This window comes from Pseudomonas sp. 910_23, assembly GCF_052850795.1.
This window is the reverse complement of record NZ_VXCZ01000003.1, coordinates 133919-147919: the sequence shown is the minus strand read 5'-3', so window position 1 is coordinate 147919 and position 14001 is coordinate 133919. Positions and strand designations below refer to the sequence as shown.

Here is a 14001-nt window from a genome sequence, read left to right as displayed (position 1 = left end):
AACCCATCAATGTTCAAAAGTATTCCAACTTGAACCGCACGGCGACGCGATGTGCGCCAGGTGCCAGCGGCAGCCCGTTACCCACCAGCCGCAGCGTGTAGTGAAGTGTCATGTCACCTTCCGCCAAGGGGTGCGGCGCCATCTGCTCACCCGGAACACTCTCCTGGCCGGCCGAATCCCAAATATGGAAGGCGATCCCCTGTGAATCACCAAAGGCGGCAAAGGAGCGGCCTTCTCTGTCGCGAGGGCCGTCAAACGTGACGCGCAGATGTTGCCAATCAGGCAACGTCGCCCCTGGGCGATGCGGGTCGGGACGGGTCAGCGAGCAATTGACCAGGCGCAACTCGAAAGGGTGAGGCTCTCCCAACGCATTGCGTAAAAGCCGACCTATGGGTTCGGGCGTCATTTCAATGGATTGATCAGCACTGGTCAGCTCCAACCCGCAAGCCGAGTCAACGACTTCTCCGCCCAGCGTGACCACACCCTCGCCCTGTGCAAGCGTCTGCGCAAAAACGTAAGGGCTGATGAGCATCGCCAGCGACGAGGTGATCGCTAGACTTATGAATGTTTTCACCGCTATCTCCACCAGCCCCCCGCCACCGAAAGTGGCGGGGGGAAAACTTACTGATAAGCCAAGGTGAAATTAGTGACTGCACTGAAATCGCCCGGGACGATGTCGCCGGTAGCAGCGCCTTGAACATAGGCGCCGAACTCCAGGGTGTTATCACCGGTAGAAATGGCCTGGGGCACCGTCGCCACACCGAGCTGAACAGGGCTGCCGCCATGGGTCATCATGATGCCCACGCGGCCTGCACTACCGACGGTGCCGATCGCCCCAGGGACGTCGGTTGACGGCGCCGCGGTAAAGGTTGTGGTCACGGTGTTGTCGGTGAGGCCAGCCAGGTCACAGCCTTCAAGCTCTATCAGCACACGGCGGGCTTCAGACTTTCCGCCTGCCTGCAATTGATGCTTTGCGATTGCGCCCAGGTGAACGCTCTGATCTACGGATTCAGGCTTGATGGAGCAGGCCCCCGAGTGGACCGATCCCAGAAAGGTAATGGTCCCATCTGCCGCGTTAGCTCCAGAAATCGAGCCCGCGAACAGCCCGAGGGTAAATAGCGCAGTTTTGAACTTGGTTTTCATTTGCAGATGCCCGCATAAAAATGTCATTGAAGAGCCCCGTCACCATTGCGAGCGGGACTGACTGTTTCACCCCAAACGTAGCTCCCGGAACGCCGGCCAGTCGTCGGCCGAGTCGGCTGTTGAATAATCACAGTTTCCAACTAGTTGTATTGCAATTCACGGGTACGCTCGAAGTGGAAGTGATTGTGCTGTGTTGCCATGAGAAAGTAAGTCGGCATATTCCGTTAGTTGTGTAGCTACAAGGTGTAAGGATATATAGGAAGGATATGGCGATTTGCCAAAAAGCTGATTTTGACTGTAGGAAATGAGCCACACTCTAATAAATAAGAATATGTTAGTTGGGGCTGCGGATGTAAGAATGGGATTACGCGAACTAAAAAACAATAGTTAATTACGAAGCGAAACAACTAAGTGTCGAGGGCGGAGAGGTCGCACGGCGCCGACAAATACAGGCCAAAAAAAAGCCCCGTCGACCGGGGCTTTTTTGTGGCGGTGTGGCGAGGCTTACTTGTTTTTCGGGCGTTTGCTCGACGCGTGGCCTGCTTCATCCACAAACACTTCAGCTACGGCAATCGCCTGGCTCTCGGTCGCAAATGTTCCGGCAACGCTGTCGCCGTGAAAATTGATCAAGTGCCAGCCGTCTGCACGCTGCGTGATCAGGTAGCCGTTTACACCTTTGGGTTCTGACATCTATTGGCAATCTCGTGGTCTGATTCAAGGCGGCCATGATACCGCCAAACGGCTGAGGGGGGCGCAAGTTGTTGCAGGTCAGTGCCAGGCGGCGAAAAGCGTGCTAAAACCATTGCAGCCCTTTTAAATAAAGGGGGGCGGGTGTGTTTCGTCTGATCGTGGGCAACCCCTTTGCAAGATCAGCGGAACTTACGCCGACATTTTTTCTCTATGATGACATCGCAACGCCAGCAGGACCCATTGTAAGGTGACTGCGGCCTGATTAGACTGCGCCGAATTCCGTACGCACAGCCCTTTGTAAGGACTCATATGATCAAGAAATGCTTGTTCCCAGCAGCCGGTTACGGCACTCGCTTCTTGCCAGCGACCAAAGCCATGCCCAAAGAGATGCTGCCGGTGGTGAACAAGCCACTGATTCAGTACGGTGTGGAAGAAGCCCTGGATGCCGGCCTGAACGAGATCTCCATCGTTACCGGCCGCGGCAAACGCGCCCTGGAAGACCACTTCGACATCAGCTATGAGCTGGAAAACCAGATCAAAGGCACCGACAAGGAAAAATACCTGGTCGGTATCCGTAAACTGCTCGACGAGTGCTCGTTCTCCTACACCCGTCAGACTCAAATGAAAGGCCTCGGCCACGCTATCCTTACCGGTCGCCCGCTGATCGGTGACGAACCGTTCGCCGTGGTTCTGGCGGATGACCTGTGTGTGAACCTGGAAGGTGATGGTGTGCTGACCCAGATGGTCAAGCTCTATCAGAAATACCGCTGCACCATCGTTGCGGTCATGGAAGTCAACCCAACCGAAACCAACAAGTATGGTGTTATCGCCGGCGACGATATTGGCGATGGCTTGATCCGGGTGCGTGACATGGTCGAGAAGCCAGCGCCGGAAGATGCTCCGTCGAACCTGGCGATCATCGGTCGTTACATCCTCACCCCGGACATCTTCAAACTGATCGAAGAAACCGAGCCGGGCAAGGGTGGCGAAATCCAGATCACCGATGCGCTGTTGAAGCAAGCCAAAGACGGTTGCGTAATTGCCTACAAGTTCAAAGGGCAGCGTTTTGACTGCGGTGGCGCCGAAGGCTACATCGAAGCAACCAACTTCTGCTACGAGCACTTCTACAAGACTGGCAAGGCCTACTGATTCACGCTTGCCGCACTGTTTCAAGAGAAAGCCACCTTCGGGTGGCTTTTTCGTTTTTCAGCCCCATGTAAGTCGGTATGCTGGTGTTCTGCCGAGGAGAGTGAAATGGCCTACGATTTTGACCTGTATGTAATTGGCGCCGGTTCCGGCGGTGTTCGTGCGGCGCGCTTTGCCGCAGGCTTCGGTGCCAAGGTGGCCGTTGCGGAAAGCCGCTATCTGGGCGGCACCTGTGTGAACGTCGGCTGCGTGCCGAAAAAGCTGTTGGTGTACGGCGCGCATTTTGCCGAAGACTTCGAGCAAGCCAGTGGTTTCGGTTGGTCATTGTGCGAAGCGAACTTTGACTGGGCAACCCTGATTGCCAACAAGGATCGCGAGATCAACCGTCTTAATGGCATCTATCGCAACCTGCTGGTCAACAGCGGGGTGACCCTGCATGAAGGCCATGCGCGTCTGGTAGATGCGCATCAGGTAGAGATCAACGGCGAGCGCTTCACTGCCAGGCATATCCTGATCGCTACCGGCGGCTGGCCGCAGATCCCGGAAATTCCAGGGCGTGAACACGCGATCGGTTCCAATGAGGCGTTCTTTCTCAAAGAGCTACCCAAGCGTGTACTGGTGGTGGGTGGTGGCTACATTGCAGTGGAATTCGCCGGAATTTTCCATGGTTTGGGTGCCAATACCACATTGCTGTATCGCGGCGACCTGTTCTTGCGCGGCTTCGACGATTCGGTGCGCACCCACCTGAAGGAAGAACTGACCAAGCGCGGGTTGGACTTGCAGTTCAATGCCGACATCGAGCGCATCGACAAGCAAGCCGACGGTAGCCTCAAGGCCACCTTGAAGGATGGCCGCGTGCTGGAAGCCGACTGTGTGTTCTATGCCACCGGCCGCCGCCCGATGCTCGACAACCTGGGGCTGGAAAATACCGGCGTGAAGTTGGACGAGCGCGGCTTTGTCGAAGTGGACGATCTTTACCAGACCGCCGAACCATCGATCCTGGCCATTGGCGATGTGATTGGTCGGGTGCAACTGACGCCGGTTGCCCTGGCTGAAGGCATGGCCGTGGCGCGGCGCCTGTTCAAGCCTGAGCAGTACCGTGCGGTGGATTACGCCAACATCGCAACGGCGGTGTTCAGCCTGCCGAATATCGGCACCGTCGGGCTGACGGAAGAAGACGCGCGCAAGCAAGGCCACAAGGTGCAGATCTTTGAAAGCCGTTTCCGGCCTATGAAGCTGACCTTGACCGACTGCCAGGAAAAGACCCTGATGAAACTGGTGGTCGATGCCGACACCGACAAGGTCTTGGGCTGCCACATGGTCGGTCCGGATGCAGGCGAAATCGTGCAGGGGCTGGCGATCGCGCTCAAGGCGGGCGCGACCAAACAGCATTTCGACGAGACCATCGGCGTGCACCCGACGGCGGCCGAAGAGTTCGTCACCATGCGCACGCCTCTGGCCGATTGATCAGGATGGTTGTGCTGTCTCTGGCGCCGTTGCAACGGTGGCGGCCAGGCGCAGCGCGTCGATGCTGGCCTGGGCCTTGATCAGGTCCAGTTCCAGTGCCTTGTTGCGCTGCTGATTTTCAAGTAGCGCCTCCTGGCGTGCCTGACTGTCCAGTGCTGCAACCCGCAGGCGCTCCTGAAGCAGGGCGCGCTCGCTGTCGATCTTGCTTAGATGCTCGTTGAGCTTGAGTTGTGCGGCCTGATCCTTGCGGGTCTGATCCTGCAATGCGTTCAGTTCCTTGGTGGTCACTCGCTGCTCAATCAGCAGGCGTTCATTATCGCGATGCAGTTGGGTGATTTCATCCTGGCGTACGAGTGCGCTTTGCTGAGCCTGGCGCAATTCGGCTTGAACCTGCTGCAGCTGGCCTTCATGGCGACGCTGCTCTTGCTCGCGCTGTTCCTTTATCGCGTTGCGGTAATGCTCAAGCGCGTCGCGTGCGTGCAGGTGTTTCTCTTCCAGTGAGCGAATCTGTTCGTCCTTGTCGTTGATCCGCAACTCGTAATCACTGCACGCCTGGCTCAACCCGGCGTTACGGGTTTGCTCGGTTTGCAGGCTGGTGCTGACGGTTTGCAGCGCAGCGCTTTCTTCCGCCAGGGCTGCGGCCTGGATATCAAATTGCTGCTTGAGCTGAGTGTGTGCCTCTTCAAGCGCCTCAACCTGGGCGAGCAGGGCGGTTTTCTGCTGTTCAAATTGCGCCAGCGCCAAGTCAATCGGCTCCTGAGCCTTCTCTTTCAGGCGCTGGGCCAGACGTGCAACCAGCTCGCCTAGCTCGTCGTCAATCGGCGCCTCGGTAATGGTCAGCCGGGTTTCACTTTCGTCCAGCTCCTTCAAATAGCGATGAATAGTGGTTTTGGAACCGGTATTACCCATCTCGATCCGTACTGCGTCGATGCTGGGGTTTTCGCCGCGGGCAAGGATTGCCAAGCGTGCCGTTTGAACTACTGCTTTGTTTATGCCGCCGCGAGCCATGGAGTCTCCGTCGATTTAGTACTGTGGTACATGGTATGTATATACATACTTTAACACGTATAAAAAATCGTTGAAATTCATGATTTAACAGATGGGATATTGGCGTATTATCCCGTGTCATAACGGTTTTAACCGCCACTTCCCCTGACGGCAGTACGAAACGACACCCATGAGCGAGCTGGATCGATATCTCAACGCTGCGACCCGCGACAACACGCGCCGTAGCTACCGTGCGGCGATCGAGCACTTCGAAGTGAGTTGGGGAGGGTTTCTGCCGGCCACAAGCGACAGCGTGGCGCGTTATCTGGTGGCGCACGCCGGAGTGTTGGCGGTGAACACCTTGAAACTGCGGCTTTCGGCACTGGCGCAGTGGCATACCAGCCAGGGCTTTGCCGATCCGACGAAAGCGCCCGTGGTGCGCAAGGTGCTCAAGGGGATTCGTGCCGTGCATCCAGCGCGCGAGCGGCAGGCTGAGCCTTTGCAGCTACAGCATCTTGAGCAGGTCGTCACTTCACTGGCGCTTGAAGCAAGCCAGGCCAGCGAAAACCAGGACCAGCCCCGCTTGCTGCGCGCCAAGCGTGACACTGCGCTGATCCTGCTGGGCTTTTGGCGGGGGTTTCGCAGTGATGAGCTGTGCCGATTAAGCATTGAGCACGTCCAGGCTGTGCCCGGCGCCGGGATCAGCCTGTACCTACCGCGTAGCAAAGGCGATCGGGAAAACCTGGGCAAGACGTACCAGACACCAGCGCTGCTGCGCCTGTGCCCGGTGCAAGCTTACAGCGACTGGCTCAGCGCCTCGGCGCTGGTTCGCGGCCCGGTCTTTCGTGGCATCGACCGTTGGGGCAACCTGGGCGAGGAGGGGCTGCATCCCAATAGTGTCATCCCGTTATTGCGCCAGGCCCTGGAACGTGCAGGCATCCCCGCCGAGCAATACACCAGCCACTCCCTGCGGCGCGGCTTTGCCACCTGGGCCCATCGCAGTGGCTGGGACTTGAAGTCGCTGATGAGTTACGTCGGGTGGAACGACATGAAATCCGCCATGCGCTATGTTGAAGCGACGCCGTTTCTCGGCATGACCCTGGCCACCCAGCCGCTGATTTGAAATTTCTCCTATTAATACCGCCACTTGATAGAGAAAGCCAATCATCAGCATCAGGTTTGCCAATGGGCCATCGACCGAAAGAGTCGGTAGGATTCATCTCATCAACTTCTTAACCCCTGACGGAGAGTCAACGATGCCTATCATCAACAGCCAAGTAAAACCGTTTAAAGCCACCGCTTTCAAAAACGGCAGCTTCCTGGATGTGACCGACGCTGACCTGAAAGGCAAGTGGTCGGTAGTGTTCTTCTACCCAGCCGACTTTACCTTCGTTTGCCCAACCGAACTGGAAGACCTGGCTGACAACTACGCCGAATTCCAGAAACTGGGCGTCGAAATCTACAGCGTGTCCACCGACACCCATTTTGCCCACGCTGCCTGGCACAACACTTCGCCAGCCATCGGCAAAATCCAGTACACCATGATCGGTGACCCAACCCTGACCATCTCCCGCAACTTTGACGTGCTGATCGAAGAAGCTGGCTTGGCTGACCGCGGTACTTTCGTGATCAACCCGGAAGGTCAGATCAAGATCGTCGAACTGAACGACGGTGGTGTTGGCCGTGATGCTTCCGAGCTGCTGCGCAAGATCAAGGCTGCTCAATACGTCGCTGCCCACCCAGGCGAAGTGTGCCCAGCCAAGTGGAAAGAAGGCGAGGCCACTCTGGCTCCGTCCCTGGACCTGGTCGGCAAGATCTAAGTCTGTGAAGACGTATCAAGGGCGGGAATCCGCACTTAAGTAAGCTGCATCCGCCCTCAAAACGCCCGGGCGAGATTCGCTCGGGCGTTTTTTTGTCTGCAATAAACCGAATGAACAGGAAATCGCCCGTATGTTGGACGCCAATCTTAAAGCTCAGTTGAAGTCATACCTGGAACGGGTCACCCAGCCGATCGAGATCGTCGCCTCCCTCGACGACGGCGCGAAATCCCAGGAAATGCTTGCTCTTTTACAGGACGTCATCAGCCTCACCACGCTGATTACCCTGAAAACCGATGGCGATGATGCGCGCCGGCCATCGTTCTCCATCAACCGCCCGGGTGCCGATATCAGCCTGCGCTTCGCCGGCATCCCCATGGGTCATGAATTCACTTCGCTGGTGCTGGCTCTGTTGCAAGTCGGTGGCCACCCGTCGAAGGCCAGTGTCGAAGTGATTGAACAGATCCGCGCCCTTAAAGGTGAGTTCAGCTTCGAGACATACTTTTCGCTGTCGTGCCAGAACTGCCCGGACGTGGTCCAGGCCCTGAACCTGATGGCGGTGCTGAACCCCAATATCCGTCATGTGGCCATCGACGGCGCGCTGTTCCAGGCCGAAGTCGACGAACGCCAGATCATGGCGGTGCCCAGTGTCTACTTGAATGGAGTGAACTTCGGCCAGGGCCGCATGGGCCTGGAAGAAATTCTTGCCAAGCTCGACACTAGCGGCCTCGAAAAAGCCGCCGAGAAAATCAGTGCCAAAGAGGCGTTCGATGTATTGGTTGTCGGCGGCGGCCCAGCCGGTTCCTCGGCGGCGATCTACGCAGCCCGTAAAGGTATCCGTACCGGTGTAGCGGCGGAACGTTTTGGTGGCCAGGTGCTAGACACCATGTCCATCGAGAACTTTATCTCGGTACAGGAAACCGAAGGGCCGAAACTGGCCAGTGCGTTGGAAGCGCATGTGCGTCAGTACGACGTGGACATCATGAACCTGCAGCGCGCCAGCAGCCTGGTGCCGGCGAAAAATGCCGGTGAGTTGCATGAGATTCGCTTCGAAAGCGGTGCGACCCTCAAGTCCAAGACCGTTATCCTGGCCACTGGCGCCCGCTGGAGAGAGATGGGTGTGCCGGGCGAGCAGGAATACAAGGCCAAGGGCGTGTGCTTCTGCCCGCACTGCGATGGGCCGCTGTTCAAGGGCAAGCGCGTTGCGGTGATCGGCGGCGGTAACTCCGGTGTGGAAGCGGCTATTGATTTGGCCGGGATCGTCAACCATGTCACGTTGCTTGAGTTTGACAGCAAGTTGCGCGCCGATGCGGTGCTGCAACGCAAGCTTTACAGCTTGCCGAACGTGGATGTGATTACCAGCGCGCTGACCAGCGAAGTCAAAGGCGATGGTCAGAAAGTCACCGGCCTTGCCTACAAGGATCGCGACAGTGGTGAGTTCAAGACTATCGACCTGGAAGGTATCTTCGTGCAGATCGGTTTGTTGCCCAACACCGACTGGCTCAAAGGCACGGTGGAGCTGACGCCTCGCGGCGAGATCATCGTGGATGCCCGTGGCGAGACTTCACTGCCGGGTGTATTTGCGGCCGGTGACGTCACTACCGTGCCCTACAAGCAGATCGTCATTGCGGTGGGCGAGGGTGCCAAGGCCTCCCTGAGTGCATTCGATCACTTGATTCGCACATCAGCCCCGGCATAAGTGACACGCGAAAAACCAAAAAAGCCCCATGAGCAATCATGGGGCTTTTTTATTCCTGCGTACTGCGCGAGACGCGCCGCGTGTTACATCGGCGCCGGCTGGATGATCTCGACCCAGTAACCATCCGGGTCCTTGATGAAGGCCAGGCTCTTCATGCGGCCATCCGTCAGGCGCTTCTGGAAATCGCAGCCCAGCGCTTCGAAACGCTCGCACGCAGCGACGATATCCGGTACCGAAATACAGATATGGCCAAAGCCACGCGGGTCGGTATTGCCGTTGTGATAGGCAAAGTCGGCGTCGTTTTCGGTGCCGTGGTTATGGGTCAGCTCAAGGATGCCCGGAATCGATTTCATCCACTGGGTGCGCTCGGCGGCGTCGGCCGGGATTTGGGCCTTGTCCACCAGGGCGAGGAAATACAGGCTGAATTCGGCTTCCGGGAAGTCGCGTTTTTCAACCAGGGAGAAACCCAGCACGCGGGTGTAGAAGTCCAGCGATTTGGTGATGTCCTTGACCCGCAACATGGTGTGGTTAAACACAAAATTTGCAGTGGCGGTGTCAGGTTGGGCAGTGACGCCCGGGAAGGTGTTCAGTTCGTGCAGGCTCATGGGCCCTCCAGAAAAAATGGGGCAAAGCGGTCCCTTGGCGTGCGGCAAGCATCCGTGCTGCCGGCTCATGATACGCAAGGGCTACCTGCCGCGCCAAATGAAAAAACGCACGCGGCCCTTGCGAGCGGCGGGTCCGGGGCCGCAAACTTTGCGGCTTGAACCCTGGGCGTTTTTCATAATGATCGAGTTTCGTAAATCGCTGTTGAGTACGTTGTGCCTGATGCTGGGGAGCCCGTTCGTATTGGCGGCCGACCCGGAGATTCATTGGCCCAGCGGCTGGCAGGTCGAAGAAGTCATACCTGACGACGAAGTCCCCGCGAAGGCTCAAACAGTGTCTCGCCAGCGCGCGATCAAAAATGATGAGAACGGCGCAACCCTGATGGTCATGGAGTTGACCGGCACGCCAATTGAAACCGGACATAAAGTTAATCTTCCAGGCGTGTTACTGGAAATGCGCAAATCGATTCAGAAAGATTTCGCCCAGGGCGGTTATCAAAGCGTGTGCAGCAAGATGCATCCTACGACACTGAGTCGCCTTGAAGCGTTGGAGACTACTTGCGTGATAACCGAAAATGGACGGCACGTGTTGTCACAAACATTAGTCGGCGCAGTGGATACAGATAAGGCCTATGTATTTTCTTACGCGGGCCAGGCGCAAGCCTACGAGGCGAGCAAAGACGAAGTCAGTTCGGTGCGCAACAGCCTGAAACTTTGAATCGACCCTTTTTAGTGGTTTTGAACAAAATGAACGGCTGGTTAAGTTCGCTTTCGAACCGTCAACTGCATAAAAGCCCCGCATGTGCGGGGCTTTTTTTAGTGCGGGATGATTAACCGCGCAGCCAGGAATCTACCGTGGCAGCGCCGTACTCTTCTTTCCACGCTTTCAGGCCGCGGTGGTTGCCGCCTTTGGTCTCGATCAGCTCACCGGTATGCGGGTTGTGGTAAACCTTGACGACCCGTGCACGGCGCTGCTTTGGCGCTGCGGCGATGGTTGCACCCGCCTTGCGCGGGGCTGGATCAAGAATGGCGATGACATCGCGCAGACTTTTGCCATAGCTGTCCATCAGCTTTTTGAGCTTTTCTTCGAATTCGATTTCTTTCTTCAAGCCTGCGTCATTCTTCAAGGATTCCAGCTGGGCCAGCTGCTCTTGAAGGGCTTTTTCTGCTGCGCGAAATTCGGCGAGTCTGGACAAAATCTGTACTCCAATAGTGTAGTGGCTGATATCAACTGCAGACAAAGCTATAAGCCAGAAACGTTAACACGACGTCAACGAAGAAGACCCTTCTGCGAGTTCTGCACAGGCAGAAAAATTGTAGTAGTTAATCCCTCTGGAGTAAATCATGTCTTCTGTCCAAATAACAATCTTTCATCGGCTGCCTAACGATTTAATGAACTCATCGCAGGGTAGCGGCTTGCCGAACAGGTAACCTTGTAAGAAATCCACACCTTGGGCGACGAGGTATTCACACTGTTCTGCTGTTTCCACGCCTTCGGCAACAATGCCAAGGTCAAGCTTGGCTGACAGTTCTATGATGCTGTCCAGAATATGCCGTGACAGTGCATCCACACCGATCATGGCGACAAAGCTCTGATCAATCTTCAAGTAGTCGACATTGAAGTTGCGCAAGTAACCGAGGCTGGAATGGCCGGTGCCGAAGTCATCGATCGCGATCATCACCCCCAACTGATGCAGGGCGTCAAACAGGCTGCGGGTGGTTTCGGTGGGCTCGATCAGCTCGCGTTCGGTCAGCTCCAATACCAAGGTGACCTGGCCGGGCGGGAAGGCTGCGAGAAACTCCTGGCAATCGTTCACCAGTTCGAGGTCCTGGCAATGCCGCGCGGTAATGTTCACGCCAATATGAAAACCGGGGTTGAAGCGTTCGGCATGGGGCGCCAGTTGCGCGGCGGTCTGGCGCAGCAGGGCGCGGGTCATCGGCACGATGAGGCCGGAGTCTTCGGCCAGGGGAATAAACAAATCTGGCCGCACCAGGCCCTCTTTGGGATGTTTCCAGCGCATCAGCACTTCGCAACCGGCCCACTGACGCGTATCACCGCGCACCACGGGTTGGAAGTACGGGATAAATTCGTTGGCGCTTAATGCACGTTGCAGTTCGTGGGTGGGTGCCGACGAGCGTTTTTGCAGCCAATGGGCGAGGATGCCAGCCAGCACACCAAAGAACGCCACCAGGCTGAACACCGCCGGATAGCGGGCCTGCATATAACGCCAGGTTTCCCCGGCAGGCATCCCGGCCTCGACGCTGTAGTGATAGCGCGCCGACGCCAGGTGATGATGCGCCACGGCGAACACGGGCACTGCGTCGTTATGCACTTTGCCGTCGGCATCCAGCCAATTGGGCCCGACTTGCAGCACCAAATAGGCGTAACGACTGATCAGGCGCAAGGCATTGGTGAGGTGGTAGCTGTCGATCGAGGCAAACGCGCCTTGCTCACCCTCCACCAGGCGGTAAACCAGTAACGCAGTATCTGGCGTGACAGGGTTGCCATTCATCAACCACAACCGGCCATCCACATAGTCGTCCGGGTTGACCGGCGATTGGTAGTCGCCGCCAAACAGTGAGCTGCAATAAATGTTTTTCTGCCAGGACAACGTGGTGGCGCGTACGAACGGCCGGCGCGTGACCTGTTCGCGCAGCGCCAGTTTCGCCGCGTTATCGCACGGCTTGCCTGCCAATGGCAGCAAATCCCGGGCGGCGAGGGCGGTATTGTCGAGCATCAAATCGAACTGGCGCACTGCTTCCTGAGCCGTTTGTGTGGTGCTTTGTTCAAGTGTGCGTTCAGCTTGCCAGTAAAGAATCGCGACCCCCAGCAGAATCGGGAGCAGTCCACAGGTTGCGCTGATGACGTAACGTGTGGCTCGGCCTCGTGGGCCTTTGGAGGTCAGGGGCATAGAGACAGTCAGTCGCTGAAAAAAGAAGGGTATGTGCCGATGATAGATGGCATTGCCCAAGTACGCTCGCTACCTATTGTTGATTCTGGGCTGTGGGCCTATTCACGCGTGTCCCGGGTGCTTAACCAGCCGGCGCGCTTGCTACAAACCTCTTGCACGAAGCGGGGCAATGGGGATTTGATAAGAGTACGGACAAATCTGTTTACGCTGTGTAGAATCGGTTTACGCATACAAGAATATGGACTTGCGCTCACGCAAGCCTCGGCCGTCAGAGACTGATGACACCATGAAGCTACTCGGCTCCCCCCTCATCTTTGGTGACTTCCTCGCCCGCAGCGTGCGGGGTCTTTCCTGTGCGCCACCCTCGAACCTCATCCTTGCTCGCAACTGATCAATTGCTACCTACAAGAATGATGAGGCATCGAAATGACCGACCAATATGAAAACCCGATGGGCCTGATGGGCTTTGAATTTATCGAATTCGCATCGCCGACGCCTGGCACGCTGGAGCCGATCTTCGAGATCATGGGCTTCACCAAGGTGGCGACCCACCGTTCCAAGGACGTGCACCTGTATCGCCAGGGCGAGATCAACCTGATCCTCAACAACGAACCCGGCAGTCTCGCCGCCTACTTCGCGGCCGAACATGGGCCGTCGGTGTGCGGCATGGCATTCCGCGTCAAGGACTCGCAAAAAGCCTACAACCGGGCCCTGGAACTGGGCGCCCAGCCGATTCATATTGAAACCGGGCCGATGGAACTGAACCTGCCGGCGATCAAGGGTATCGGCGGTTCGCCGCTGTACCTGATCGACCGCTTCGGCGAAGGTAACTCGATCTATGACATCGATTTCGTCTATCTCGAAGGCGTTGACCGCAATCCGGTAGGCGCCGGCCTCAAGGTCATCGACCACCTGACCCATAACGTCTATCGCGGACGCATGATCTACTGGGCCAACTTCTACGAAAAACTGTTCAACTTCCGCGAAGCGCGCTATTTCGACATCAAGGGCGAATACACTGGCCTGACCTCCAAGGCCATGAGCGCACCGGATGGCAAGATCCGCATCCCGTTGAACGAAGAATCGTCCAAGGGCGCCGGGCAGATCGAAGAGTTCCTGATGCAGTTCAACGGCGAGGGCATCCAGCACGTGGCGTTCCTCACCGACGACCTGGTCAAAACCTGGGACGCGTTGAAGAAGATCGGCATGCGTTTTATGACCGCACCGCCAGACACTTACTACGAAATGCTGGAAGGCCGCCTGCCGAACCACGGCGAGCCGGTAGACCAGTTGCAATCGCGTGGCATCCTGCTGGATGGTTCCTCGATTGCAGGCGATAAGCGCCTGCTGTTGCAGATCTTCTCGGAAACCCTGATGGGGCCGGTGTTCTTCGAGTTCATTCAGCGCAAGGGCGACGATGGATTTGGCGAAGGCAATTTCAAGGCGCTGTTCGAGTCGATTGAGCGCGACCAGGTGCGTCGTGGCGTACTGACTGCCGAGTAATTCAATGGATAACGAAAAAGCCCGGTTTTTATCGG

At 56.9% G+C, this 14001-nt stretch carries 14 protein-coding genes; 7 read left to right on the top strand and 7 right to left on the bottom strand.

Features of this window, described 5'->3' with window-relative positions; genetic code table 11:
• Nucleotides 1-13: 13 nt before the first annotated feature.
• The 3 genes from FW800_RS04630 to FW800_RS04620 form a co-directional block, all read right to left on the bottom strand.
• Complete coding sequence (locus FW800_RS04630) at nucleotides 14-574, bottom strand: fimbrial protein (protein ID WP_032875469.1); 561 nt, start codon at nucleotides 572-574, stop codon at nucleotides 14-16.
• Nucleotides 575-621: 47 nt separating this feature from the next.
• Nucleotides 622-1143: a fimbrial protein gene (locus tag FW800_RS04625; RefSeq protein ID WP_032875466.1), complete on the bottom strand. Its 522-nt coding sequence runs from the start codon at nucleotides 1141-1143 to the stop codon at nucleotides 622-624.
• Between the two features lie 504 nt (nucleotides 1144-1647).
• Nucleotides 1648-1833 (bottom strand): hypothetical protein, encoded by a 186-nt coding sequence (locus tag FW800_RS04620; protein WP_032875460.1) that lies wholly within the window; start codon nucleotides 1831-1833, stop codon nucleotides 1648-1650.
• 309 nt (nucleotides 1834-2142) lie between these two features.
• Here FW800_RS04620 and galU point away from each other — a divergent pair, with 309 nt between their 5' ends.
• Together galU and gorA are read left to right on the top strand one after the other, a co-directional pair.
• Nucleotides 2143-2982 (top strand): UTP--glucose-1-phosphate uridylyltransferase GalU, encoded by an 840-nt coding sequence (gene galU, locus FW800_RS04615; RefSeq protein WP_003173830.1) that lies wholly within the window; start codon nucleotides 2143-2145, stop codon nucleotides 2980-2982.
• A gap of 105 nt (nucleotides 2983-3087) precedes the next feature.
• Nucleotides 3088-4446 carry a glutathione-disulfide reductase gene (gene gorA, locus FW800_RS04610; protein ID WP_446437073.1) on the top strand — a complete coding sequence of 453 codons (1359 nt, stop codon included), beginning with the start codon at nucleotides 3088-3090 and terminating at the stop codon, nucleotides 4444-4446.
• On the opposite strand, the gene FW800_RS04605 is transcribed toward gorA, so the two are convergent.
• Nucleotides 4447-5454: a DNA-binding protein gene (locus tag FW800_RS04605; protein ID WP_446437072.1), complete on the bottom strand. Its 1008-nt coding sequence runs from the start codon at nucleotides 5452-5454 to the stop codon at nucleotides 4447-4449.
• A gap of 169 nt (nucleotides 5455-5623) precedes the next feature.
• Here FW800_RS04605 and FW800_RS04600 point away from each other — a divergent pair, with 169 nt between their 5' ends.
• From FW800_RS04600 to ahpF, 3 genes are all read left to right on the top strand, one after another.
• A complete protein-coding gene (locus FW800_RS04600; protein ID WP_032875451.1) occupies nucleotides 5624-6556 on the top strand; it encodes a site-specific integrase in 933 nt (310 codons plus the stop codon).
• 133 nt (nucleotides 6557-6689) lie between these two features.
• Complete coding sequence (gene ahpC, locus FW800_RS04595) at nucleotides 6690-7253, top strand: alkyl hydroperoxide reductase subunit C (RefSeq protein WP_005788226.1); 564 nt, start codon at nucleotides 6690-6692, stop codon at nucleotides 7251-7253.
• Nucleotides 7254-7383: 130 nt separating this feature from the next.
• Nucleotides 7384-8949, top strand: coding sequence for an alkyl hydroperoxide reductase subunit F (gene ahpF, locus FW800_RS04590; RefSeq protein WP_032875448.1), 1566 nt, complete (start codon nucleotides 7384-7386; stop codon nucleotides 8947-8949).
• Between the two features lie 83 nt (nucleotides 8950-9032).
• Here the strand turns inward: ahpF and gloA are convergent, their stop codons facing one another.
• A complete protein-coding gene (gene gloA, locus FW800_RS04585) occupies nucleotides 9033-9554 on the bottom strand; it encodes a lactoylglutathione lyase (RefSeq protein WP_005788230.1) in 522 nt (173 codons plus the stop codon).
• Between the two features lie 178 nt (nucleotides 9555-9732).
• Here gloA and FW800_RS04580 point away from each other — a divergent pair, with 178 nt between their 5' ends.
• Nucleotides 9733-10269 carry a DUF4946 domain-containing protein gene (locus FW800_RS04580; protein WP_078821338.1) on the top strand — a complete coding sequence of 179 codons (537 nt, stop codon included), beginning with the start codon at nucleotides 9733-9735 and terminating at the stop codon, nucleotides 10267-10269.
• Between the two features lie 112 nt (nucleotides 10270-10381).
• On the opposite strand, the gene FW800_RS04575 is transcribed toward FW800_RS04580, so the two are convergent.
• Together FW800_RS04575 and FW800_RS04570 are read right to left on the bottom strand one after the other, a co-directional pair.
• Nucleotides 10382-10747, bottom strand: coding sequence for a histone-like nucleoid-structuring protein, MvaT/MvaU family (locus FW800_RS04575; protein WP_032875443.1), 366 nt, complete (start codon nucleotides 10745-10747; stop codon nucleotides 10382-10384).
• 174 nt (nucleotides 10748-10921) lie between these two features.
• A complete protein-coding gene (locus tag FW800_RS04570; protein ID WP_446437071.1) occupies nucleotides 10922-12463 on the bottom strand; it encodes an EAL domain-containing protein in 1542 nt (513 codons plus the stop codon).
• Nucleotides 12464-12889: 426 nt separating this feature from the next.
• Between FW800_RS04570 and hppD the strand changes: the two genes are divergently transcribed.
• Nucleotides 12890-13966, top strand: a complete 1077-nt coding sequence (hppD, locus tag FW800_RS04565) for a 4-hydroxyphenylpyruvate dioxygenase (RefSeq protein ID WP_032875438.1) — start codon at nucleotides 12890-12892, stop codon at nucleotides 13964-13966.
• The last annotated feature ends 35 nt before the right edge of the window (nucleotides 13967-14001 follow it).

What these genes read in the sequence shown, in the direction of transcription:
- FW800_RS04600 (WP_032875451.1), top strand. Translation starts at nt 5,624, where the DNA reads ATGAGCGAGCTGGATCGATATCTCAACGCTGCGACCCGCGACAACACG.
- FW800_RS04570 (WP_446437071.1), bottom strand. Translation starts at nt 12,463, where the DNA reads ATGCCCCTGACCTCCAAAGGCCCACGAGGCCGAGCCACACGTTACGTC.
- ahpC (WP_005788226.1), top strand. Translation starts at nt 6,690, where the DNA reads ATGCCTATCATCAACAGCCAAGTAAAACCGTTTAAAGCCACCGCTTTC.
- FW800_RS04625 (WP_032875466.1), bottom strand. Translation starts at nt 1,143, where the DNA reads ATGAAAACCAAGTTCAAAACTGCGCTATTTACCCTCGGGCTGTTCGCG.
- FW800_RS04580 (WP_078821338.1), top strand. Translation starts at nt 9,733, where the DNA reads ATGATCGAGTTTCGTAAATCGCTGTTGAGTACGTTGTGCCTGATGCTG.
- FW800_RS04620 (WP_032875460.1), bottom strand. Translation starts at nt 1,833, where the DNA reads ATGTCAGAACCCAAAGGTGTAAACGGCTACCTGATCACGCAGCGTGCA.
- FW800_RS04605 (WP_446437072.1), bottom strand. Translation starts at nt 5,454, where the DNA reads ATGGCTCGCGGCGGCATAAACAAAGCAGTAGTTCAAACGGCACGCTTG.
- gloA (WP_005788230.1), bottom strand. Translation starts at nt 9,554, where the DNA reads ATGAGCCTGCACGAACTGAACACCTTCCCGGGCGTCACTGCCCAACCT.
- ahpF (WP_032875448.1), top strand. Translation starts at nt 7,384, where the DNA reads ATGTTGGACGCCAATCTTAAAGCTCAGTTGAAGTCATACCTGGAACGG.
- hppD (WP_032875438.1), top strand. Translation starts at nt 12,890, where the DNA reads ATGACCGACCAATATGAAAACCCGATGGGCCTGATGGGCTTTGAATTT.
- galU (WP_003173830.1), top strand. Translation starts at nt 2,143, where the DNA reads ATGATCAAGAAATGCTTGTTCCCAGCAGCCGGTTACGGCACTCGCTTC.
- gorA (WP_446437073.1), top strand. Translation starts at nt 3,088, where the DNA reads ATGGCCTACGATTTTGACCTGTATGTAATTGGCGCCGGTTCCGGCGGT.